The sequence below is a fragment of the Veillonella fallax genome, from assembly GCF_020687175.1.
Classification (GTDB): domain Bacteria; phylum Bacillota; class Negativicutes; order Veillonellales; family Veillonellaceae; genus Veillonella; species Veillonella fallax.
Genome location: NZ_JAJEQD010000002.1, coordinates 144608 through 168949, shown reverse-complemented (window position 1 = coordinate 168949; position 24342 = coordinate 144608). Strand labels below are relative to the sequence as shown.

Genomic DNA, 24342 nt, shown 5'->3' with positions numbered 1-24342 from the left:
TCAGCTTTGAGATATTTTGAATAAAAGTTAGTAGCTTTTTATTGCTCTTTGATGTATACGTATGGAGGCATTATGAGTTTAAGTAGTCGTGTGAATGAAAAAGCATCCCTGATTTGGGCAATTGCAGATAAGTTAACGGGCGTGTATAAACCACATGAATATGGCGAGGTAATTTTACCGCTTACAGTTCTAAGACGTTTTGACTGTATTTTAGCAGATACAAAAACTGCTGTGCTTGATACATATAATAAATTAAAAGATCAGAATTTAGATTTATTAGATGGTTTGTTGTATGAAGTAGCCGGTCATAAATTCTATAACATCAGTAAATATACATTTAAGACTTTGCTTGATGACCCTGATAATATTGAAAGTAATTTCAGAGATTATATCAATGGTTTTTCTGATAATGTGCAAGATATTATTAGAAAGTTCAAATTTGATAATCATATTACAACGATGGCAGATAAGCATATTTTGTATATGGTAATAAAAGAATTTACTACTGATAAGGCTAATTTGCATCCGGATCATATCAGTAATCTTGAAATGGGTTACGTATTTGAAGAGATTATCCGTCGATTTTCAGAAGCTCACAACGAAGATGCAGGGCAGCATTATACTCCTCGTGAGGTAATCCGTTTAATGGTTAATATCCTCTTCCATGATGATAATGCTGTGCTAAGTGGACAAAATGTGGCTCGTACCATTTATGACTGTGCTTGTGGTACTGGTGGAATGCTTTCAGTAGCAGAAGAATATTTAGCGAATTTGAATAGCACATCTAAACTGATTTCGTTTGGTCAAGAATTGAATGATCAGACCTTTGCGATTTGTAAGGCAGATATGCTCATTAAAGGCAATGATGCTGAACGTATTAAAAGTGGGAATACACTATCTGATGATCAATTTTCAGGCGAAACTTTTGACTATATTATTTCTAATCCGCCATTTGGCCGAGAATGGAAAAATGAAGAAGCCATTGTTAAAAACGAAGCTAAACTAGGTTTTGATGGCCGATTTGGTCCTGGGTTGCCATCAACAGCTGATGGACAAATGCTATTTTTAGAAAATGCTATTAAAAAGATGAACCCTCAAGGCTCTCGCATTGCGATTATTCATAATGGTTCACCATTATTTACTGGTGATGCGGGTAGTGGCCCGTCTGAGATTAGACGATATATTCTAGAAAATGATCTGTTGGAAGCTATTATTGCCTTACCAAATGATATTTTCTACAATACGGGGATTGCCACCTATATCTGGGTGCTTTCAAATAAGAAAGCTGGCACACCTCGAGAAGGGAAAGTGCAACTCATTAATGCTAATGATTTATATGAAAAACGACGTAAGTCATTAGGCAATAAACGGAATGATATTCCTGAAAGCGCTATTAAGGAAATCACTAAGACTTATGGTGAGTTCAGAGAAACTGAAATCAGTAAAATCTTTGATAATGAAGACTTCGGCTATACAAAAATTACGGTAGAACGACCGATGCTCGATGAAGATGGTAAACCTGTACTAGTAAAAGGTAAGCCAAAAGCTGATACTAAACGTCGCGATACTGAAATTGTACCGCTTAAAGAAGATATAGAGACATATTTCAAACGTGAGGTACTACCTTTTGCTCCAGATGCATGGATTGATACTAAGAAGAATAAAATTGGTTATGAAATCCCATTTACACGATATTTTTACAAATATGTAGCGCCACGTCCATCTGATGAAATTATGGCTGAAATTAAGGCTTTAGAGATTGATCTGGATGGTGCTTTGGAAGAGGTGTTTAAATAATGCGAGAAATGAAAGGTAGTGATATTGAATGGCTAGGTTATATACCTGTAAATTGGAATATCCATAGTTTAAAAAGAGTATTATCAACCCCGATTACAGATGGACCACATGAAACCCCCATTTTATATGATGAGGGGATTCCATTTGTTTCGGCTGAGTCAGTTAAAGGTGGAGTTATTAACCTTGATTATAAACGTGGGTATATTTCATTGGAGGATCATAAAAGATTTCAAAGGAAGGTATCCCCTAAGAAGGGGGATATATTTATTGTAAAATCGGGTGCTACAACTGGAAATGTAGGTCTCGCTATTACTGATCAAGTATTTGATATTTGGTCACCTTTGGCTTTAGTGCGTGGTGACTCGAGTGTTGTGGAACAAGAGTTTTTATATTATCTATTACTTTCTAATATATTTAGAGTACAGGTTGAGCAAGGATGGTCATATGGAACACAGCAAAATATTAGTATGAAGACTCTAGGAAATATTAAGATTATAGTTCCTCCACTTGAGGAACAAAAAATTATTATTAAATATCTTCATAACAAATGCACTCAAATTGATACTATTATTGCTAAAGAGCAATCTGTTATTGAAAAGATGCAGGAATATAAGAAGGCTATTATTACTCAGGCTATAACTAGAGGATTAAATTCCAGTGCTAAAATGAAAAAAACTGGATTTGAGTGGATAGGCATGATTCCTAAACATTGGAATGTGAAAAAAATTAAATATTTGACTAGTAAAATAGGGAGTGGCAAGACACCAAAAGGTGGGAGCGATATTTACGTTGATGAGGGTGTTCTTTTTATTCGTAGTCAAAATGTATATGATGGATACTTTGATTTGAGTAGTGCTGTCTTTATTTCTCATGAGATTGATTGCACAATGAGTAATACTCGTGTCTATAGAGATGATGTCTTGTTAAATATAACAGGAGGTTCAATAGGTAGATCTTGTTTATATGAATCTGATGAACTTGCTAACGTTAATCAACATGTTTGCATTATAAGATGTAATAGCCAGATGAGACCTAAGTTTATGCAATACTTTTGGAATTCTAGTATTGGAAAAACATCAATAGATATCTATCAATCAGGTGCTAATAGAGAAGGGTTAAATTTCTTTGGAATAGGGAATACTGTAGTACCAACACCTGAGTTATATGAACAAGATAAAATAATTAGTTACTTAGATGATAAATGTGATTCTATTGATAGAGTGATTTCTCAGAAATTGACTATTATTGATACTCTTGCTGAATATAAACGCTCCCTAATTTATGAAGTAGTAACTGGTAAAAAGGAGGTGCCTCATGTCTGAATTTGACGTAAAAGAAAAGCGTTTTGAAAGTGATATTGAATCATTTTTATGTACTACAGGCGGATATGTAAAAGGCAGTCCAAAGGTATTTAATCGTGAATTGGCTCTTGATACCGAAACACTGTTGTCTTTTATAAAACAAAGCCAACCAAAGAAATGGGAACGGTATACGAAGTTATATGGAGACTCTTGTGAGCAGCAATTTTTAAAGCGTTTTAATGACTCTGTAGAGCATGATGGATTATTATCTATTTTACGTCATGGATTTAAGGATAGAGGTATTACATTCCGAGTTGTGTATTGGAAACCAGAAACCTCTATGAATGAAACTGCTAGAGCACAATATGAGTCCAATATATTCCATTGCACTCGGCAGTTACATTATTCTGTATCGAATAATAATAGTGTAGATATTGTCTTATTCTTAAACGGTATCCCTATTGTTAGTATGGAATTGAAATGTCAGTTCACTGGGCAGAATGCAACTAATGCGATTTCTCAATATAAATTTGATAGATCTAATAAAGATCAAATCTTTAAGTTTAATCGCCGTGTGTTAGTTCATTTTGCAGTAGATTTAACACAAGTGCATATGACAACAAAATTAAATGGCAGTAGCACGTACTTCCTTCCATTTAATCAAGGTTCCAATGGTGCTGGCAATGTCGGAAGTGCTGGCAATTCTACTAATTTGGATACGTATGATACATCCTACTTATGGGAATCTGTTCTTCAACGAGATAGATTGTTAGAAATTTTGCAAAAATATATGCATTTATCCGTTGTGAAAGATAGTGCTGGTAATATTACTGATGAAATATTGATTTTTCCACGCTTTCACCAGTTAGATGTAGTAACAAAATTGTTAGACCATGTAAAAGAGAATGGTGCAGGGCACAATTACTTGATTCAACACTCTGCTGGCTCTGGTAAGTCTAATTCTATTGCTTGGTTAGCTCATCGTTTGTCTAGTTTGCATGACAAGGATGATAAGAAGATTTTTCGGTCTACAATTATTGTAACTGATCGAAAGGTTTTGGATAGTCAACTACAGAATACGGTTTCTCAATTTGACCATACTCCAGGGGTTATACAACGTGTGGATAAGACCTCTAAACAGTTAAAAGAGGCTATTGAAAGTGGTACGCCTATTATCATTACTACATTACAAAAATTCCCTGTTATTTATGAAGAGGTGAAAGCGCAAAGTAGTAACTTTGCTGTAATTGTAGATGAAGCACATTCTTCTCAAACTGGATCCGCTGCACGTAAGTTAAAACAAGCCCTTGCAAATACAGAAAAGGCGCTTCAAGAATATGCTGAGTGGGCTTATGAAGATGAGGAAAATGCTTTAGATGAAGAGGATAAACTCGTTAAGGAGTTAGTTGCACAAGGCCAGCATGATAATCTGTCTTTCTTTGCATTTACTGCCACCCCTAAAGAAAAAACCTTACAGTTATTTGGTACTCGTGATGAAATGGGAGAATACCATCCGTTCCATATCTACTCTATGCAACAAGCTATAGATGAGGGTTTCATTCTTGATGTCTTAAAGAATTACATGACTTATAATACATACTATAAAATAGCGAGTCTTGTTGATGTAGATATTGAATTGGATTCAGCGGCTGGAATGAAAGCTATTCGTAAATTCCAAACCTTGCATCCACATAATATTACGCAAAAAACAGCGGTTATGTTACGCCATTTTATGGATGTTACTAGACATAAGATTGGTGGTCGCGCAAAGGCCATGGTTGTTACACCATCAAGATTACATGCAGTTCGCTATGTTCAAGAGTTTCGTCGTCAGATAGAGCAAATGGAACATCCAGATTTGGAAGTGTTGGTAGCCTTTTCTGGTGAGATTGATGATAATGGGAGAACCTATACGGAAGAGTCTTTGAATATAGATAAAGAAGGCAATCACATTAAGGAAAAAGCCTTACCAGGCACATTCCATAACGATGAATATGGCATGCTCATCGTTGCAGAGAAATATCAGACTGGTTTTGATGAGCCTTTGTTGCATACCATGTTTGTGGATAAAAAGCTTTCAGGGGTAAAAGCTGTTCAGACACTATCTCGCCTTAATAGAACTATGAAAGGCAAACAAGATACATTTGTATTAGACTTTGTTAATAGTGAAGATGATATTTTGAGCTCCTTCGCACCATTCTATCAAGAAACTAAGTTAGATAAAGAGACCGATCCTAATACGTTATATGATGTTAAGTCAACTTTAGATAAGTTCAATGTTTATGATGTACATGATATAGAACAATTTGGAGAATTATTCTATCAAAGCCAAAATCAAACGATGGGAGATTTAGGGAAGCTTCAATCGTATATTATGCCAGCGATTAAACGCTTTGAAGCATTAGAGGAAACTGATCGAGATATTTTTAAAGGGACTCTACAACACTTCAATCGTTTATACTCTTTCATCACACAAGTTTGCCGACTATTTGATAAGGAACTTCATACTTTCAGTATCTATGCTAAGTTCCTTGCTATTCAACTGCCAAAAGAACACCAAGACCATGTTGATTTAGATGATAAAATAATGCTCGAGTACTATCGTTTGGAAAAAGGCTCACATGGATCAATTGATTTGGTTCCAGAAGTAACTGGGTTACAACCTATTACAGGTAAAGTAGGTCGTAAAAATAGCTTGATTGCAACGATTAACGAGATCATTGAAGAGTTTAATAAGCGCTACGGTACTGAGTTTACAGAAATGGATAAAGTAATATTGCAAATAGAACAAGATATTGCAAAAGATCCTAAATGGCGTGACTATATCAATAATAATGGGTATAAAACATTTAAAATACTGTTTGATCAAGAATTCATAAGTATCGTTGCTAAAAGATTTAGAGCTAATGAAGAGTTCTTTAAGGCGTTGTTAAAAGATAAAAAACTATTTGAGGAAATTCGTGATGCTCTAGGAAGTGCTATTTATAGTCGTGTAGAAAATAATGTCATGAATTATGGCTTACCGGATAAGGTGATGCATGGGGTGTTTGATTTAGTACAACCAGAAACTACACAGCTAGTAGCAGATAAGAATATTGAAAAATAGTACTGTAAGGGGATAGTTATGAAAAAGGTTGTATGTGCATTAGCTACGCTAGCTTTTATAGGTTCCATTAATGTTGTGTCTGCAGATGATTTGATGAGATTCCGTCTTAATGGTAATTCGGTTTATGACAAACCCTATGGTGATCGGAATGAGTTTCCTTGTCCAGATAGACTTGGAAGTTGCACTATGACTGATGAGGATTATAGAAGCACTCGTAAAGGTCAATCGCTAGAGGTGTTTGATACTGTATTTGAGGCTAAGCAATATTTGAACTTTAAACCACAGTTGCCAAGTGGTTTAGAGGGATTACGTCCTGTACATGTATCCATTGTGGATCACGATGCACTACAAGTTGTGTATGCCTATCATGAGTTTTTAAAAGGAACATATTTTGACCGTGTAGATGATATGCCGCAGTATATTAAGTATCGTGTATCTACAGTATCGGGTAATATCGCAGGCGACTATAAGGATTACTTACCTCAGAAGACGGATGTTATAAATGGGATGATGGTAACCTATCGAATGGTGGATGACGCCGTTTACTTAGCATCTTGGGAACATGCGGGACAGAACCATGTGTTCTTATTTAATGACCCAGTTTCTGTTATGTGGGCTAGAGAAATGATTAATAGTGTTGTACTATCTTTTTAAGTAAGGTTAGCTTATTATATACATATAAAGAGAGCACATTAACGTGATTAGGGCATTAGGCTCATCTAAAACTGAACAAAATTATGATGGCGCCTAACGTGTTAGAGGACTGCACTCCTCTATACGTTAGGCGTTTATCGTTGTACTACTTAATTAGTGCAATGATAGTGACTACTGATAACAGAACTATGATAATTACATAGCTAACCTTTGTTGTGATTTATATTAAAAATAACGGAGTTTTTATGAACCTAAAAAATTACAAGATTTCAACATTGCCATATATAGAAAATGCTAGCAATGAGATAATGGAAAAGTACAATATAAAAGCACAATATGAAACAGAACCGCCTCATGGAGATGCTATATACTCTATTTCTATAAAGGGGAAAGCATTGCCATTTTGGATTTATGGTAGGGATGTTACTTTTATAGGGAGTAGTATGGTTATGGTGGAGTCTGTAAGATGCAAAACTTGGGATCCTATTGAAACCATGATTATTGATCTAGAGAATGAAGTGTATGCTAGTTTAAAGGAATGGTATACAGATATTTCATTTGTTAGTAATCAAATAGAGCTTACTAATCAAGTTATAAAAATGGATAAACGCGTTCTAAAAAATTTTGAGAATTTAGAGTGGATAAGCTTTTAAGATTGATTGTGTTAGTTACTAAAGATAATATATCATATTCATCTTATTTTAATTGACATGAGTCTATAGAATACAGTACAATACCCTTATATCTTAAAACAAGCTATGAATGGGTATAAAGGTTTACAGATCCTGCTTTCAGAGAGTTGCCGGTTGGTGCGAGGCAATAGAGGTTGTACGCTGACACTCTCCCGTGAGCTTTGGTGGCGAATGCAGCAGTAGTCATCGACGGTGGTTCCGTTATACCCGCAACGAGTCCCAATTAGGGTGGTACCGTGTTATGAATATAACGCCCCTTTGAGCAACAACAGTTGTTCTGAGGGGCTTTTTTTATTGTAAAAGTCTAGTAAAATTACTGATTTGATGTATCTACGTTGGCATCAGCCGGATAGTATTGAAATCGGCGGTTTTACTAAACTTTCACAATGGATAGATATAATACAGTGTTATGATTTATTAGTATAGAAAAGGTGAAGATTATGGATCAAAATCGCGTATATTTCTTCGATACAACCCTTCGTGATGGGGAACAAACACCAGGTGTATCTTTACAAACTCCTGAAAAAATTGAAATTGCGAAAGGCCTAGTACGTCTAGGCATCGACGTAATCGAGGCTGGCTTCCCAGCGGCATCCCCTGGAGATTTTGAAGCGGTACAAACGATTGCACGCGAAGTCAAAGGTGCAACAATTTGTGCGTTGGCTCGTGCCAATGAAAAGGACGTACAAAAAGCGATTGATGCGTTGAAAGATGCGGAACGTAGCCGTTTACATGTATTCATTGCTATTTCCGAACTTCATATGGAATATAAATTAAAAATGACTCGCCAAGAGGTATTGGATAAGGTTAAATCCGTATTAGCATATGCAAAAGGTAAGGTTGATGAAATCGAGTTCTCCGGTGAAGATGCGGCACGCTCTGATTTAGATTTCGCATGCCAAGTATTTGGTGTTGCAATTGCTGGTGGCGCTACAATTATTAACGTACCAGATACAGTAGGTTATATGAACCCTAATGAGTTCGGTGATAAAATTCGCTACATTAAAGAACATACACCAGGCATTGAAAATGCCATAATCTCCGTTCACTGTCATGACGACTTAGGTCTTGCTAATGCAAATACGTTAGCTGCTATTAAAGCAGGTGCACGCCAAGTAGAAGGCACAATTAATGGCCTAGGCGAACGGGCTGGTAACGTAGCGATTGAAGAAGTGGTAATGGCTCTTAAAACACGCCATGATTACTTCGGCGACCTTCAAGTGAACATCGATACAAAACAATTTACGAAAGTATCTAAACTTGTGAGCCGTTTAACAGGTGTTGTAGTTCCTCCAAATAAACCAATCGTTGGCTCTAATGCCTTTGCTCATGAGTCTGGTATTCACCAACATGGCATGATGAGCAACCCTGAAACGTATGAAATCATGACTCCTGAGTCCGTAGGGGCTGAAAAAACAGACCTCGTATTAGGTAAACACTCTGGCCGTCATGCCTTTGCTGATCATTTGGCAAAGCTTGGTTTCCAATCTTTTACAGAAGAGAAAATCAACGATCTCTTCGCTAAATTCAAAGAATTGGCAGACCGTAAAAAACAAGTATACGATGATGATATTATCGCTCTTGTAGTAGATAACTTACATCATAAAAAAGCATTCGAGCTCGTGGCTCAATATTACAAATTGGGCGAGAAAGGTTATGCCTATGCTGACGTTCGTCTCATGACCCCAGAAGGTGAAAAAGCTGATGCTGCCGTAGGTGACGGTCCAGTAGACGCGTCCCTTAAAGCGGTTGAACGTGTTGTGGGCTTGCCAATCAGCTTAAAAGACTATCAAATCCGTGCTATTACAGCCGGTAAAGATGCCCTTGGGGAAGCAACCCTTAAGGTAGAATACAACGGTCGTTTGTACCATGGTCGTGGTATCAGCACCGATATCGTTAAATCAAGTGTGAACGCATATATTAATGCAGTTAACTCAGTATTCCTAGCTATGGAGCTAGAACAACAGGAGGAAGAATAATATGGGTATGACCATTACTGAAAAGAATATGGCTCGCCACGCGGGTCTTGATGTTGTAAAACCAGGCCAAATCATCGAATGTCATTTGAACGCGGTATTGATGAACGACATCACATTCCCACCAGCGCGTAAAGAGTTCTTGAAAATCGGCAAACCTGTATTTGACCGTCATAAAATCTACTTAGTGCCGGATCATTTCACGCCAAACAAAGATATTCAATCCGCTACACAAGCGAAAGTAATGCGTGACTTCGTACGTGAACATGGCATTACAAATTACTTTGAAGTCGGTAGAATGGGTATTGAGCACGTTATTTTACCAGAAAAAGGTCTTATTGGCCCTGGGGAAATGATGATCGGTGCTGACTCCCACACTTGTACATATGGTGCGGTGAATGCATTCTCCACAGGCGTAGGTTCCACTGATGCGGGCGTTGCTATGGCAGAAGGTAAAACTTGGTTCAAAGTGCCTGAAACAATTAAGGTTGAGCTTATCGGCAAACCTAACAAATGGGTAACTGGTAAAGACGTAATCCTCGATTTAATCGGTCAAATCGGCGTAGACGGCGCTCGTTACATGGCTCTTGAATTCGCTGGCGACGGCGTACAACACATGACTATGGCTGATCGTCTTACAATCTGTAACATGGCTATCGAAGCTGGCGGTAAATGTGGTGTATTCCCTTACGATGAAATTACTGAAGCATACATTAAAGGCCGCGTAAATCGTCCTGTAGAACCTATTAATCCTGATCCTGATGCAGTATATGCTCAAACTGTGACTATCGATTTGTCTAAATTGCAACCAGTGGTAGCATTCCCTCATTTGCCATCCAACACACATTACATTAACGAGATTGACAAAGATATTAAAATCGACCAAGTTATCATCGGTTCTTGTACAAATGGCCGTTACGAAGACTTGGTGGCAGCTGCGGAAATCTTCAAAGGCCGCAAGGTAGCTCCATTCGTTCGTTGTATCGTAATCCCTGGTTCCCAAGATGTATATGATCAAGCTATGAAAGATGGTCTATTGGATATTTTCATTCAAGCTGACTGCGCTGTGTCCACGCCAACATGTGGTCCATGCCTTGGCGGTTACATGGGTATCATGGCTGAAGGGGAACGTACAGTTTCCACAACAAACCGTAACTTCCGTGGTCGTATGGGTCACGTTGATTCTGAAGTATATTTGGCAAGCCCTTACGTGGCGGCAGCAAGTGCTGTATTAGGCCGCATTGCAGGCCCTGAGGAGGTTTAATATGGATTTTGAAAGCAAAAAAATCTGGCGCTACGGCGACGATGTAGATACAGACGTAATCATTCCAGCTCGTTACTTGGCCATTGCTGACTGGAATGAATTGGCTGAACATGCGATGGAGGACATTGATACTACTTTCGCACCAAATGTGAAAGCTGGCGAAATCATGGTAGCTGGCAAAAACTTTGGTTGTGGTTCCTCTCGTGAACACGCACCAGGCGTTATCAAAGCAAAAGGTGTGCCCGTTATCATAGCACACTCCTTTGCACGTATCTTCTTCCGTAATGCTATCAACATCGGTTTACCAGTAGTTGAAATCGGTGAACAAGTTGATCGCATTGAAGCAGGCGATGCTATCGGCGTAGACTTGTCTAAAGGTATCGTGTACAACTTGACTAAAAACGAACAATACCAAGGGACTGAGTTGCCACAATTCATTCAAGATATTGCGGCAGCTGGTGGTCTTGTGAACTTTGCGAAAAACCGTAAGTAATAAGTACGTTGCCGATCCTCGGTGATGCGCTGCCGCTCCAGCTAGCTTAACGGTCTGCGGCATAGCCTTGACCTACTAAAGTCGCGTTAGCGCATGCACCTCGGATCTACGTGTTTATCTTTTACGGTTTTGAGCAAAATTAAAATCCCTTTAGTTAGCAATATGTTGAATGATTTGTGGCTGAGGGAAATTACATATATTGGAGAGGTAATATGAGCGAAAAGAATATCGTATTGATTCCTGGTGATGGTATCGGTACTGAGATTATTGCTGCAGCGAAGGCTGTGTGTGATGTGGCTTTTGAGAAAGCCGGTGTAAAGGTTAATTGGATTGATAAAAAAGCGGGCGGTGCGTCTATTGATGCATACGGTGTGCCTTTGACTGAGGATACTATCGAGGCTTGTAAAGCAGCTGATGCTGTTTTACTTGGCGCTGTAGGCGGTCCTAAGTGGGATAATGTAGATCCTGCTATCCGTCCTGAGAAAGCAATCCTTGGCCTTCGAAAGGAGCTTGGTTTATTCTGTAACTTGCGTCCTGTAAAAATCTATCCATCCTTGCAAGAGTATTCCCCTCTTAAAAAGGAACTCGTACAAGATGTAGATTTCGTTATCGTTCGTGAGTTGACTGGCGGTATTTATTTCGGCGAACGCGAAGAGGCACAAGGTGAAGGTGCTAACGAGTTCGCATGGGATAAAGAAACATACAGCCGTTACGAAGTAGAGCGCATCATGGACATCGCTATGGAAACAGCTCGTAAACGTAACAAAAAGGTTGTATCCGTAGATAAAGCAAATGTATTGGCTTCTTCTCGTTTGTGGCGTAAAATCGCTCAAGAGAAAGCGGCAGCTAATCCAGACATCGCAACAGATTACTTCTACGTAGATAACACAGCGATGCAACTCGTTGTAAATCCTGCACAATTTGACGTTATCGTCACAACAAACTTGTTCGGCGATATCTTGTCTGACGAAGGCGCTGTAATCTCTGGTTCCATTGGGCTTTTACCATCTGCATCCATGGGTACTGGCACGGCGTTGTACGAACCAATCCACGGTTCTGCACCAGACATTATGGGCCAAAACTTGGCGAACCCATTGGGCACAATCTTGTCCGCAGCTATGATGTGCCGTCACTCCCTTGATTTACCTCAAGTGGCTGATGCAATTGAAAAAGCTGTTGAACAAGTGCTTGTTGATGGTTATCGCACAGGCGATATCTACCGTGAAGGCTTAAAACGTGTAGGTACCACAGAAATGGCACAAGCTGTAATCGAACGTTTATAATAGGTGCGATTGAGTGCGTACTTATGTATTGAAGAGAGGGTAGTAAGGCCCTCTCTTTTTTGTAGGAGGCGTTATGTTATCTTATTTTTTACTTGCCTTATCTATAGGGCTTGAGCTATTTGCTACAACCATGTTGAAAGCCTCTGACGGCTTTACGAGGCCGTTACAGACTGTTGCTTGTGTGCTTGGCTATGTAGGATCTTTCTATACATTGACGCATGTACTGAAATATATTCCACTCAGTATTACCTATGCTACCTGGTCCGGCGTAGGCCTCGTGATGACAGCACTCATTTCTGTCTTTATCTTTAGTGAGGGCTATAATATTTACACTATATTAGGTATTGCTCTTATTGTAGTGGGTGTTGTCATCCTTAACTTGTGGGGTAGTGTAGGAAATTAAAGATATTTGTAGTCTGTATCTAATATATTAAAAATTTATGCATTAGAATATTGTAGATGTAATCAGTGGGCAAAACATTTCCAAGGAGGCCTTTATGAATTCTTCCATGTATCGAAATTTAACCATTACTGCTTTGTTGATGGCATTAGCTATCATGATTCCTATTATGATGCCTCTGAAAGTCGTCATTCCACCGGCTTCGTATACATTGGCTAGTCATGTACCTATATTCCTAGCTATGTTCTTGTCTCGTAAGATGGCTGCTTGCGTTGTTATCGGCTCTACGCTAGGTTTCTTTGTAGCTGGCTTCCCTATCGTTATCGTTATGCGCGCTGCCTCTCATATCATCTTTGCCTTGATGGGTGCTTATTATATAAAACATCATCCAGGTGTCTTAACAGGAGCCTTATCCTTTGCTGCTTTCAACCTTGCTTGTGCTATCGTTCACGCTATTGGTGAAGTGCTTGCGTGCCTATTATTCTATACGACAACTACGATACCAAATATCGATCTTATCTATGTCGTATTTGTCCTTGTTGGTGGCGGGACCATCATTCATAGTATAGTTGATGGATATATTGCGTTATATATCTATAAAGCTATCCCAGGATTATCTAAGCCTGAGAATAAATAATCGGACGTTATCCTAGCTTATCTAAGCTAGATAATAAACAACCCGCTATTAAAACTACATATGCTCGTAACCACTCTTAGGAAATCTATTGTACGCTAATGTATAGAATTTGATTATCTATGAGTGGTTTTTTAGAATAATTATCAAATCTGTACCTACAGATACAGACTTAATTATGCGATATGGTTATAATAAAACCATAGTTAATGACCGAGTTGTGATATATGCATAGGTATATAGATAGATACATATACACAAATACCACATAGGCCATACATATTGTTAATTGTGAAAGACTTTCACAAGAATTATGGAGGTTATTATGAGAAAGCATATAAAAAATAACGTATCTTGGGTTGGTAAAATTGATTGGGAATTGCAAGAATTCCACGGTTCTGATTACAGCATTAATAATGGATCTAGTCAAAATGCGTACTTGATTGAAGAGGAGAAAACCGTCCTCATCGATACCGTATGGAAACCTCATTCCTCAGAGTTTATCGATAATTTGGAATCTGAAATTGATCTAAACAAGATTGATTTCATCGTATGTAATCACGGCGAAGTCGATCACAGCGGTTCCTTGCCAGCTTTGATGGAAAAAATCCCTAATACGCCAATTTACTGTACAGAAAATGCCGTTAAGTCCTTGGTTGGTCAATATCATCATCCAGAATGGAACTTTAAAACTGTGAAGACAGGGGATTCCGTAGATATCGGCAACGGTAAGTCCTTGGTATTCGTAGAAATGCGCATGCTCCATTGGCCTGACTCTATGGCAACGTACATGACTGGCGACAATATTTTGTTCTCTAACGATGCGTTTGGACAACATTTCGCCGTAGAAGAATTGTGGGCCGATAAGGCTGATCAATGTCGTCTATGGGCAGAGGCGATGAAATATTACGCTAATATTTTGAATCCATTTTCTCCATTGGTAAAAGCTAAGGTTGAAGAAATTCAAAAGCTCAACTTGCCAATTGATATTATCGCTACAAGCCATGGTGCTATTTGGCGTGAAAACCCATTGCAAATCGTAGAGAAATACTATGAATGGTCCCAAGCATACCAAGAAAATCAAATTACAGTCGTATATGACACTATGTGGGATGGCACGAAGAAATTGGCCCATAAAATTGCCGATGAAATTGCGAGACAATCTCCTGATACACGAGTTAAGATCTTCAACATTAGTAAAACCAATAAAAATGATATTATGACAGAGGTATTCAAGTCTAAAGCCATTGCTGTTGGTTCCCCAACTGTAGGTAATAGTGTATTATCTGCCGTAGCTGGATGGCTTGACTTCTTACGTGAGTTGAAGTTTAAAAACAAAAAAGCTGCTGTATTCGGTACCTATGGTTGGTCGGGTGAATCTACAAAGGTACTTCGTGAAGAATTAACTAAATATGGATTCTCTGTTGTTGAACCAGAAATCAAATGTAACTGGAACCCAGATGCAGATGATTTTGGCAAAGCAGAAGAACTTGTAAAAGCCTTGCTAGCTTAATATATAAAAAGCTCCTAACGTTCATAGAACATAGGAGCTTTTTGGTTTTTATGATCCCTTTGGAATTATATGAGTATTATATATAGATTAAGTCTTATTATGTAAGCTTATACAAATATATGTAGTGATATGTATATACTAATCTTAAGTATTTACGTAGATGTGTTATGCTATTAAGCATAAAAATAAAAATAGTATAAAATTTATAAAAATGATTAAATATTCTATTTTATAAAAATTCAGAAAGTATTCATGAAATTAATGTGAATAAGGAATATCTGAAAAGCTCAGATATTTGTTTAACTTATTAAAGTAATAATTATTTATAAGCTATACAATATATATTCTGTAGAATCCTAAAAAAGGTGTGATTTTTTTACTCATAAGTAAAATCGATGAGCATATTAATACAACGAAGAATAGCAGTAATTACGCTATTATTTTGACATTATGAAGAGTTGTTAATGAACTTCGTATGGGAAAAGTCTTGTATGTATCGTAAAACTTTGATATTCTAGGCTAGTAATCAACAATATAAATTTTTCTTAAATTGAATTGAATATATTTCTTATGTGAGAAGTGAGGAGTATATTTTTCAGCCCGTGGAGAGAGGCGGAACTTAGAGAGGTTGAAAAATTGTATTGTGTTTGGTTAAGAATTTTAATTAAGTGAGGGTGTAAGATGAGAGAAAACAAACATTCCAAAAAATTAGTATTTGCTGTATTAGCTGCAGCTGCTGCGGTAGGTGCTACTGTTGCTCCTGTAAGTGCTGCTAATCCTGTAACTGAAGCTAATGGTTTCGTTACTGCTGCTGTAGGTGATCAAGCAAATCAAACTCCGGCTGCACACAATGCTGTAAACTATGGTTTTGTTGCAAATAATTCAGCTACAAGCATCGCCGTAGGTCAAGATAATAAAATTACAAGTGTTACTGGTTCTAGCAGTGCCTATGGTAACCAAAATACAGTTAATGGAGACCAAGCTAATGCATTTGGTGATGGGAATACTGTAGAAGGTGCTTACGCACAAGCATTTGGTGATAGCAATGTTATTAATGGTACACATGCTATCGGCTATGGTTATAAAAATACTGTGGGTGAATCTACTTCTAATTTCCGTGATCGTGATTATGATAATGAACCAGATGATGCTACATTACGTCCAGGAGATTGGAAAACTAATTCTGTAGCTATTGGTTCTGAAAATACTGCATTAGGTAGTTCCGCATTAGCCGTAGGTAATGGATCTCAAGCTAAAATGAGCGAAGCTATTGCTATCGGTCATGCTGCTACTGCTGAACGTACTTGGTCTACTGCAATTGGTACGCGTGCTAACGCATCTGAGGTTCGCGCTCAAGCTATAGGTTACGAAGCAGCGGCTGCTGGATATAAAGCTAATGCTATTGGTTCTGGTGCAAAAGCGACCGGAGCACATACTAATGCAATTGGCTCTTCCGCTATTGCTTCTGGTGATCATGCTCAAGCTTATGGTGCTGGTGCACAAGCTGAAGGTGTACGAGCTAATGCTTTTGGTTCTGATGCACATGCAAAAGCTAATTATGCCATGGCAATTGGAGATCATTCTGTGGTGACTGACGCAAACTCAGTTGCTATTGGATATCAATCCCAATCTGCTCCAGCAACAGCTGTAAATAGTGCTTCTGTTATGACCACTAGTATCACAAGTGGCGCTCCAATTGCAACTCATACATATGGTGGTTTTGCTGGTGTAGGTTCTTCTACAAAAGGTTCTGTATCTGTAGGTCAAGTTGGTCAAGAACGTCAAATTAAGAATGTAGCCGCTGGTGAAATTTCTGCTACATCTACAGATGCTGTAAATGGTAGCCAATTATTCTCTGTGGCAAAAGATTTACAAAATCAAATAGATAACTCCACACCTGGTCAAATTAATAACAATATCAATAACTTGAATAACCGTGTTGGTAATGTTGAAAAACGCGTTAATAAAGTAGGTGCAGGTTCTGCTGCATTGGCTGCATTACATCCATTGGACTTCAACCCAGATGACAAATGGACAATCGCTGCTGGTTATGGTCACTACCACAATGCTAACTCCGCTGCATTGGGTGCTTTCTACCGTCCTAACGAAGACACAATGTTCTCCGTTGGTGGTACTGTAGGTACTGGCGAAACTCAATTAAACGCTGGCGTATCTATCCGTCTTGGTAAACGTTCCCCTGAGTCCCGCTCTCGTGTAGCTATGGGTCGTGAAATTGCTGAATTGAATGCACGTCTTCAAGATATGGAAAACAAATACAACAACTTGTTACAAATCTTGACTCCACATGCAATTGATCCTAGCAAAACTGCTGAATTCCCAGATGTTCCTCGTAACCATTGGGCTTACCAATATATTAGTCAATTGGCTGGTAATGGTATCCTTGTTGGCTACCCTGATGGCACATTCAAAGGCGACGTTAAGATGACTCGTTACGAATTCGCTACTATGTTGTACCGTGCACTTCAAAATGGTGCTCCTATCGATGACAACATGAAACGTGCTATGAACGAATTTGGTCCTGAATTACAAAATATTCGTCTTAACCACTTCCGTGTTGACCGTATTTCTGGTGCTGACAATGATCGTCATAAAACAGAACGTGTTCGCGTTAACAACGAACCTAAAACTCAACGCGACGTATACGGTTCCCGTATTAATTAATAGTATATTGATAACTTCCCTTCGAGCTTGTGAAAGCTCAAAAACAGGATGTATCTCAGCGATACATCCTGTTTTTTGTGCTTATATAGATATTAATCTACTGGGTCTAAAATATTAATATTTATACAGCTTATGCATATTAGATAACTTTTATAATAGAGAGGTATTAGTGTTGTAATATATGATAGTATTACAATATATCATCTTCTATTTTCTTATTGGGTATCAAAACTTCATGCAATATTTATGTAAATATATTGAAACTTAATACATATAGGTGTATAATAACCCTCATAAGTAATAAATATACATAAGTTGCGAATAAAAAATAGATATGAGGGAAAGACCATGAAAGAATTTAGACAATTAACAGTAGCGGATACAGCGGAATACCATAAGGTATTAATTGACGGCTATGCTGCTATTAAAGACTATCCAATCACATTCGATGCTATCGATTTTACAGAAGAAGAATCCAAGGAGTGGATTGAAAACTATCCTGTATATGGCTTGTATATTGATGGGCAACTTGTTAGCTCCATTACATTGTGCATGCCTTGGGTGAAATATTCAACACCAGATAAGTTTCCGCATATTGCTCACTTTGTAACTGCTCCTCAGTTTAAAGGTAAAGGCTATGCTCGGGAAACATTAGGCTATGCGGAAGAGTTGTTGACTAATCTATTTAAAACTCCTGCCGTTACATTAGGTACTGCACAAGAACATCCGTGGTTACCTAAAATGTATGAATCCTTTGGCTTTAAAGCATATGATAAAGTTCATTTTAGAGGCAAACAACATACTACCATACTTTTCAAAAAAGATTTATTATAGAAAGCAAACCTTATACACTACTTACCTTTGATTTTGAATGTCTTTATAATGCGACATAATAACAGAATCAAATGTAATTGATGTATAAGGTTTATTTGTTTATGCAAAAAATATATGTTTGGGTATATAATGTAAACATATGTAGTATGTCTATGGACTATAGGGTAGGATCATAGATGTTTTTTTGAAAGGATGTGAGACTATGTTAGTCTTATCTGGTATTTTAGTGATGGTCATCGGTCTGATGCTGCGCTTTAATGCCTTGTTAGTTGTCGTAGCCGCAGGTTTTGTAACGGGCCTTGCAGGTGGTCTCAGTATCAACGATATCGTTGGTGCCATTGGTGAGGCCTTTGTTAAAAATCGTTATATGTCATTATTTATCTTGATTTTACCTGTTATTGGTCTTATGGAACGTCACGGCTTGCGTGAACGGGCAGAAATTTTGATAGGTAAGATCAACGCAGCTACTGCTGGTCGTATCTTTATGATTTACTTATTTGTACGCCAAGTAACAGTTGCCTTTGGTATTAACATGTCCGGTATGGTTGCCATGGTTCGTCCACTGATCGCTCCTATGAGTGAAGCTGCGGTAGCACAAGGTCGTCCAGTATCTCAACGTACACTTGATAAGGTGCGCGGTATAGCTGCTTCTGCTGATAATACAGGTAACTTCTTCGGTCAAAACTTATTCCTTGCTGCTGGTGGTTTATTACTCATCAAAGGCGTTATGGAACAATTAGGCTATTCTGTGGAATTAACAGATATGGTATTGTACGGATTGCCAACTGCTGTTTGTGCCTATATCGTTAACTTCATTCGCTTTATTATCTTCGACAAAACAATTCAAGCCTATGTAGCTCGTGACGAAGCAGATATGAAAGCTGGTAAATTAGTACCTAATGAATTTAATATCCTTGTTACACCAGAAGAATTAGCGAAAGGGGGCAAATAATATGTTAGAACTACTCTATAAAATGCAGCCCTTAGATTATGTATATCTTCTCGTAGGGATTATTCTATTTATCTTTGCCATTCAATCATTTTTAGATAAAGAACATAAATATCGCATTGGTACAGGCCTATTCTGGTTATTGTACAGCGTGTCCTTTATCTTTGGTTCTTATCTCTCCAAGGAAATCAATGGTTGGCTCGTAATTGCTATGGCAGTCATCGTGTTGGTAAAACAACTTGGCAAAGGCAATTACTTTGAATCTCCTATCGAATTCAAAAAGGGCGAAGCTGTTCGGATTGGCAATGTTATCTTTGTTCCAGCTTTGCTTGTTGGTATCATTACCTTCGTAATCGGCTTCTTTACTAAACTAGGTGCTCTTGTAGGTCTTGGTATTGCCGCAATTATCGCGATGTGTGCTGCTCTTTACATCACTAAGGGTTCACTTAACCAAGGTTTCCATGAAGGTCGTCGCCTTATCGATGCGATCGGTTGGACTGCTATTTTGTCCCAATTATTGGCGGCTCTCGGCTATCTATTTAATTTGGCTGGCGTTGGTAAAATTATCTCCAGTGCCGTCGCAAGTGTAGTACCAGCTGACAATGTATTCCTCGTTGTTGTAGCATACTGTATCGGTATGGTTATCTTCACCATGATCATGGGTAACGCCTTCGCTGCATTTGCCATGATTACAAGTGCCATCGGTATTCCAATGCTCGTCGTAGCTCATGGTGCGAACCCAGCTGCTGTCGGTGCTATTGCAATGCTTGCTGGCTATTGCGGTACATTGATGACTCCTATGGCTGCCAACTTCAACATCGTACCGGTAGCGCTCCTTGAAATGCGCGACCAATACGGCGTTATTAAAGCACAACTTCCAATTGCATTAATTATGCTCGTGTTGAACATTCTATTAATGTATTACTTTATTTAACCCTTTTCTGTGAAAGAACGATATTCTTATGAGAGCGGATGTTATATACAATCTGCTGTGATATGGTTTTAGTGTATGATTGTCCTTATGAAAACATGTGCTTATTGATATAAATCATAGAATATCGTTATGAGGTAATATGATGAAAACAATTTTGATTACCGGTTTTGATCCATTCGGCGGTGAACCTATTAACCCAGCTTGGGAAGCGGTAAAAACAATGGATGGTTATACCGATGGTGACTATAAGGTAGTGACTCAAATGGTTCCTACTGTACGTTATACATCTGTTGATACTGTGAAAGCAGCGGCTGAAGAGTGTCAACCAGATTTCATTCTATGTGTTGGTCAAGCAGGCGGTCGCCCGGATATTACAGTAGAACGTGTTGCTATTAACTGTGATGATTTCCGCATCCCAGATAATGGGGGCAACCAACCGGAAGATGAACCTGTTGTAGCCGATGGCCCTAGTGCATACTTTGCGACATTGCCTATTAAAAACATCGTTAACGCATTGCATCAAAATGGTATTCCAGCTAAGGTTTCTAATACAGCGGGTACCTTCGTATGTAATCACTTGATGTATGGTGTATGTCATTATGCAGCGCAAAAGGGCAACATCAAAGCGGGCTTCATGCATATTCCGTACTTGCCATCCCAAGTAGTGGATAAACCAAATCAACCAAGCATGGCTGTTCAAACTGTACGTGCCACATTAGAAACCATCGTTCACGTATTAGCTCATGGTGAAAGCTACAAGGCACAAGATATTAACTATACAACACCGCACGAATAAAAATCTCAGAAGTACTAGTGTTTACTTCTGGGGAGTGTGTAGTGATAGATTTAGCTTTCAATCGCTATATAATGTAAGATTTAGTTCTTGATTACTATGTTATTTCGGTATGTACTTGAGTACATAAAATAAATTTAATATATGAGATATTGTGTGATATCTATATGAGAGAAGGTCTTTTTAATGAATAAAAAGTTGGTAGCAAGTTTAGTTTCCTGTATGGTATTGGGTTCTGTAAGTGTGTATGCAGCCAATCCATTTTCCGATGTAGATGCTTCTAGTTGGGCGTACCAATCTGTTGAGCAATTAGCGAATGCAGGTATTATTAATGGGTACCCAGATGGAACTTTCAAAGGGAACAATCCTATTACGCGATACGAAATGGCTCAAATGGTAGCGAAGGCTATGGCAAATCAAGACCGTGCGAATGCGGAACAACAAGCTATGATTAATCGCTTGGCTGATGAATTTAGCAATGAACTCAACACATTGGGCGTGCGTGTAGCAAAATTAGAAGATCAAGTGGGCAATGTGAAGGTAACGGGTAATTACCGTTTACGTTATCGCGGCAGCCAATTGAAAGATGATACCTATGCGTATGGTACACATTCCTCCTTTGATTATCGGGCTCGTGTAATCTTTAATGCAAAGGTAAATGATAAAACCGATGCTGTTGTTCGTGTACAAGGTGCTGGTGAGCTCGGCAATAGCAATGCCAATGTCGCTAAGGTAAACCTTGCCTATGTAGACCATCATTTTGGTAAAGATACAACATTGCGCGTAGGTCGTCAATTATATACGCCTGCACTAGGTCTTATGTATGATGACCTTATTGATGGGGCACGCCTCATGTACAAACATGGTAAGTTGGACGTATCCGCAAGCTATGGTTATTGGTGGGGTGGAGCAGGCACATACCAAGATAAACAAAATACCATTACAGCAGCTATGCTTGAAGTAAAAGGTAAACTTAATAAACATGTTACCCTTGGCGGTATGTACGGCCGATTCCATAATGGTAAATTGTACCAAGGTCAAGATATTGATGCGGCTACAGGTAAACAAGTTAAATCCTTTATCGATTCCCCATATAAAAATATTTGGGGCCTTAACGCGAATATGAACTTTAACCGTTGGAACGTATTCGGTGAATGGCTTACAGCTCCAGGCATTTCCGATTCTCATGCTTGGATGGCTAGCCTTGGCTATGGTAACTATGACATTAAGAAAGCTCATACCTATAGCGTACGCGGTCAATACTACTACCAAGAAGGAAACTCTCCAATCTTCAGTAGTGCCTTTGCGCCTGCCTATAGCTTCTATAATCAACATTATGTAGATAATAAGGGCGTAGCTCATGTACGCAATGGGTTCAAAGGCTTCGTAGCGAATGTAAACTACGTACCATTCCAAAACGTATCTATCGGTGCTTACTATGGCTTCGGTAATAAAGATATGGACGGTAATAAATTAGGCGATTACTGGCGTACAGATGTAAACTTCATGTTCTAATATATGTAGTTTGCATATCACAAAAGGGTTATATAAGATACATAGTATTATACAACGGATCATGAACGCATCATGGCTATATAGCATGTAATATTTATATAACACATAATCTAAATAAAGCTCGAGTTATATCTAGAAAAGATATGACTCGTGCTTTTTTGTTTTCAATAATCATTATATTATTTAAATACCTACTATTGACATAGGTATTTAAATAATATATTATAAATACATAATCATATTAAGTTAGTAGGAATAAGTGAGGGATATCACAGTAGCTTTCAAAATAAGAATTGTAAAGCCAATAGAGATGACCTCCATAAGGAGTATAGAATGAGTGAACACGTAGATGTAAGCGACATCAAGGATCCTAGTATAGCGGCAGCTCGAAAAGAGGTTGAGTTCCAACGTGCTATGAATCCTTGTCCCATCGATTTTTCTGAGTTTCAATCTAGTAACCCTCGTTCTCAAGGGGAACAAAAGGAGTATGAAGGTAAAGATGCTTCGAATTTTAACCGTCGTCAAAAATATTCTGATAGCGAAGAACCTCAATTCACAACACCTTTTGGCAGTGAACCAGGGTTTTTACCTGTAGAAAAAGACCGTTACCGTCTAGTATGGTCTAAACATTGTCCTTGGGCTCACCGCATTGCGATTGCCATCGATTTACTTGGCCTAGATAAAGTAATCTCCAAAGGCACAGTCGATCCATTGCGTCCAGCAGGTGTTATTGCAGACTGGTTCTTCACCCTTGATAAAGACGAAAAGGACCCAGTACTCGGCATTCACTCCTTAGGTGAAGCGTACCGCAAAGGTGACCCTAACTACGATGCACGTTCCACAGTGCCAGCTATCGTAGATGTTACAACTGGTGCAGTAGTAAACAATGACTACCATGCGTTGACTACAGAATTAGCATTGGGCTTCAAAGATTTCATCTTCTCTGATGCTCCAGATATTTACCCAGAAGAATTACGTGCCGATATTGATGCATTGAACGTTATCATCTACGCTGACTTCAACTTGGCTGTAAACTTAGCGGCTCTTGTAACAAACCAAAAAGATTATGAATACTACTACGACCGTATCTTTGCTCGCTTAGACTGGCTCGAAGAACGCCTTAGCAAGCAACGTTACTTGATGGGCGATACTATTACAGATCCAGATATTCGTATCTTCCCAACATTGGCACGTTTTGACCTCGTATTCTACCAAAAATACTTGGTTAACAAAAAACGCCTCGTAGACTATCCAAACCTTGGGAATTACGCGAAAGACTTGTACTCCAATCCAGCATTCGGTGGTACCACAGACTTCGACTCCATGCGTAAACGTTTCTACTATGTAGACCATACGCCATTTGAAGATCTACCACGCCTTGTTCCAAAAGGTCCAGACGACTCCATTTGGTTAGAACCAAATGACCGTGCTGAAAAATTTGGTAAATAATTAGATAAATAAATATATCATTGTTAAATACTTGATAGATTACCTATTCAATTATAAATAGCTCAAAGGAGGA

General features: G+C 38.5%; 19 protein-coding genes and 1 other annotated feature. All 19 genes read left to right on the top strand.

Features of this window, described 5'->3' with window-relative positions; genetic code table 11:
* The first annotated feature begins 72 nt into the window (after positions 1-72).
* The 19 genes from LKD20_RS01605 (at position 73) to LKD20_RS01515 (ending at position 24269) form a co-directional block, all read left to right on the top strand.
* Positions 73-1797, top strand: coding sequence for a type I restriction-modification system subunit M (locus tag LKD20_RS01605; RefSeq protein ID WP_227720682.1), 1725 nt, complete (start codon positions 73-75; stop codon positions 1795-1797).
* On the top strand, positions 1797-3119 hold the full coding sequence (locus LKD20_RS01600; RefSeq protein WP_227720681.1) for a restriction endonuclease subunit S: 1323 nt from the start codon (positions 1797-1799) through the stop codon (positions 3117-3119). The genes LKD20_RS01605 and LKD20_RS01600 overlap by 1 nt, the downstream gene beginning before the upstream one ends.
* On the top strand, positions 3112-6204 hold the full coding sequence (locus LKD20_RS01595) for a type I restriction endonuclease subunit R (RefSeq protein ID WP_227720680.1): 3093 nt from the start codon (positions 3112-3114) through the stop codon (positions 6202-6204). Before LKD20_RS01600 ends, LKD20_RS01595 begins: the two co-directional genes overlap by 8 nt.
* Positions 6205-6222: 18 nt before the next feature.
* A complete protein-coding gene (locus LKD20_RS01590; RefSeq protein WP_227720679.1) occupies positions 6223-6858 on the top strand; it encodes a hypothetical protein in 636 nt (211 codons plus the stop codon).
* Between the two features lie 245 nt (positions 6859-7103).
* Positions 7104-7511 (top strand): hypothetical protein, encoded by a 408-nt coding sequence (locus LKD20_RS01585; protein ID WP_227720678.1) that lies wholly within the window; start codon positions 7104-7106, stop codon positions 7509-7511.
* 96 nt (positions 7512-7607) lie between these two features.
* Positions 7608-7811: a binding site (T-box leader), on the top strand.
* Between the two features lie 179 nt (positions 7812-7990).
* Entirely contained in the window at positions 7991-9529 is a 1539-nt protein-coding gene (locus tag LKD20_RS01580) for a 2-isopropylmalate synthase (protein ID WP_005381515.1), read from the top strand.
* A gap of 1 nt (position 9530) precedes the next feature.
* Positions 9531-10790 carry a 3-isopropylmalate dehydratase large subunit gene (gene leuC, locus LKD20_RS01575; RefSeq protein ID WP_227720677.1) on the top strand — a complete coding sequence of 420 codons (1260 nt, stop codon included), beginning with the start codon at positions 9531-9533 and terminating at the stop codon, positions 10788-10790.
* 1 nt (position 10791) lies between these two features.
* Positions 10792-11283, top strand: coding sequence for a 3-isopropylmalate dehydratase small subunit (locus tag LKD20_RS01570; RefSeq protein ID WP_105086335.1), 492 nt, complete (start codon positions 10792-10794; stop codon positions 11281-11283).
* 212 nt (positions 11284-11495) lie between these two features.
* Positions 11496-12566 carry a 3-isopropylmalate dehydrogenase gene (gene leuB / locus LKD20_RS01565; protein WP_059361100.1) on the top strand — a complete coding sequence of 357 codons (1071 nt, stop codon included), beginning with the start codon at positions 11496-11498 and terminating at the stop codon, positions 12564-12566.
* 73 nt (positions 12567-12639) lie between these two features.
* Entirely contained in the window at positions 12640-12969 is a 330-nt protein-coding gene (locus LKD20_RS01560; RefSeq protein ID WP_227720676.1) for a DMT family transporter, read from the top strand.
* A 94-nt stretch (positions 12970-13063) separates the two neighbouring features.
* The gene (locus tag LKD20_RS01555; RefSeq protein ID WP_227720675.1) at positions 13064-13603 is read left to right on the top strand and encodes a hypothetical protein; all 540 of its coding nucleotides are present in this window, start codon (positions 13064-13066) and stop codon (positions 13601-13603) included.
* 322 nt (positions 13604-13925) lie between these two features.
* Positions 13926-15113, top strand: coding sequence for an oxygen-binding di-iron domain-containing protein (locus tag LKD20_RS01550; protein WP_227720674.1), 1188 nt, complete (start codon positions 13926-13928; stop codon positions 15111-15113).
* Positions 15114-15794: 681 nt separating this feature from the next.
* Positions 15795-17795 (top strand): S-layer homology domain-containing protein, encoded by a 2001-nt coding sequence (locus LKD20_RS01545; protein WP_227720673.1) that lies wholly within the window; start codon positions 15795-15797, stop codon positions 17793-17795.
* A 348-nt stretch (positions 17796-18143) separates the two neighbouring features.
* Complete coding sequence (locus tag LKD20_RS01540) at positions 18144-18629, top strand: GNAT family N-acetyltransferase (RefSeq protein ID WP_227720672.1); 486 nt, start codon at positions 18144-18146, stop codon at positions 18627-18629.
* Positions 18630-18831: 202 nt separating this feature from the next.
* On the top strand, positions 18832-19581 hold the full coding sequence (locus tag LKD20_RS01535) for a DUF969 domain-containing protein (protein ID WP_039969492.1): 750 nt from the start codon (positions 18832-18834) through the stop codon (positions 19579-19581).
* Between the two features lies 1 nt (position 19582).
* Positions 19583-20512, top strand: coding sequence for a DUF979 domain-containing protein (locus tag LKD20_RS01530; RefSeq protein ID WP_227720671.1), 930 nt, complete (start codon positions 19583-19585; stop codon positions 20510-20512).
* Positions 20513-20654: 142 nt separating this feature from the next.
* Positions 20655-21308, top strand: coding sequence for a pyroglutamyl-peptidase I (pcp, locus tag LKD20_RS01525; protein WP_227720701.1), 654 nt, complete (start codon positions 20655-20657; stop codon positions 21306-21308).
* Between the two features lie 183 nt (positions 21309-21491).
* Entirely contained in the window at positions 21492-22820 is a 1329-nt protein-coding gene (locus LKD20_RS01520) for an S-layer homology domain-containing protein (RefSeq protein WP_227720670.1), read from the top strand.
* 333 nt (positions 22821-23153) lie between these two features.
* Positions 23154-24269, top strand: a complete 1116-nt coding sequence (locus LKD20_RS01515; RefSeq protein WP_227720669.1) for a glutathione S-transferase C-terminal domain-containing protein — start codon at positions 23154-23156, stop codon at positions 24267-24269.
* Positions 24270-24342 lie beyond the last annotated feature (73 nt).

Excerpts from the sequence above, each read along its gene's own strand:
- leuC (WP_227720677.1), top strand. The coding sequence starts at position 9,531 with ATGGGTATGACCATTACTGAAAAGAATATGGCTCGCCACGCGGGTCTT.
- LKD20_RS01550 (WP_227720674.1), top strand. The coding sequence starts at position 13,926 with ATGAGAAAGCATATAAAAAATAACGTATCTTGGGTTGGTAAAATTGAT.
- LKD20_RS01585 (WP_227720678.1), top strand. The coding sequence starts at position 7,104 with ATGAACCTAAAAAATTACAAGATTTCAACATTGCCATATATAGAAAAT.
- LKD20_RS01515 (WP_227720669.1), top strand. The coding sequence starts at position 23,154 with ATGAGTGAACACGTAGATGTAAGCGACATCAAGGATCCTAGTATAGCG.
- LKD20_RS01545 (WP_227720673.1), top strand. The coding sequence starts at position 15,795 with ATGAGAGAAAACAAACATTCCAAAAAATTAGTATTTGCTGTATTAGCT.
- LKD20_RS01570 (WP_105086335.1), top strand. The coding sequence starts at position 10,792 with ATGGATTTTGAAAGCAAAAAAATCTGGCGCTACGGCGACGATGTAGAT.
- LKD20_RS01605 (WP_227720682.1), top strand. The coding sequence starts at position 73 with ATGAGTTTAAGTAGTCGTGTGAATGAAAAAGCATCCCTGATTTGGGCA.
- LKD20_RS01535 (WP_039969492.1), top strand. The coding sequence starts at position 18,832 with ATGTTAGTCTTATCTGGTATTTTAGTGATGGTCATCGGTCTGATGCTG.
- LKD20_RS01595 (WP_227720680.1), top strand. The coding sequence starts at position 3,112 with ATGTCTGAATTTGACGTAAAAGAAAAGCGTTTTGAAAGTGATATTGAA.
- LKD20_RS01600 (WP_227720681.1), top strand. The coding sequence starts at position 1,797 with ATGCGAGAAATGAAAGGTAGTGATATTGAATGGCTAGGTTATATACCT.
- LKD20_RS01590 (WP_227720679.1), top strand. The coding sequence starts at position 6,223 with ATGAAAAAGGTTGTATGTGCATTAGCTACGCTAGCTTTTATAGGTTCC.
- LKD20_RS01520 (WP_227720670.1), top strand. The coding sequence starts at position 21,492 with ATGAATAAAAAGTTGGTAGCAAGTTTAGTTTCCTGTATGGTATTGGGT.
- LKD20_RS01580 (WP_005381515.1), top strand. The coding sequence starts at position 7,991 with ATGGATCAAAATCGCGTATATTTCTTCGATACAACCCTTCGTGATGGG.
- LKD20_RS01530 (WP_227720671.1), top strand. The coding sequence starts at position 19,583 with ATGTTAGAACTACTCTATAAAATGCAGCCCTTAGATTATGTATATCTT.
- LKD20_RS01555 (WP_227720675.1), top strand. The coding sequence starts at position 13,064 with ATGAATTCTTCCATGTATCGAAATTTAACCATTACTGCTTTGTTGATG.
- pcp (WP_227720701.1), top strand. The coding sequence starts at position 20,655 with ATGAAAACAATTTTGATTACCGGTTTTGATCCATTCGGCGGTGAACCT.
- LKD20_RS01540 (WP_227720672.1), top strand. The coding sequence starts at position 18,144 with ATGAAAGAATTTAGACAATTAACAGTAGCGGATACAGCGGAATACCAT.
- leuB (WP_059361100.1), top strand. The coding sequence starts at position 11,496 with ATGAGCGAAAAGAATATCGTATTGATTCCTGGTGATGGTATCGGTACT.
- LKD20_RS01560 (WP_227720676.1), top strand. The coding sequence starts at position 12,640 with ATGTTATCTTATTTTTTACTTGCCTTATCTATAGGGCTTGAGCTATTT.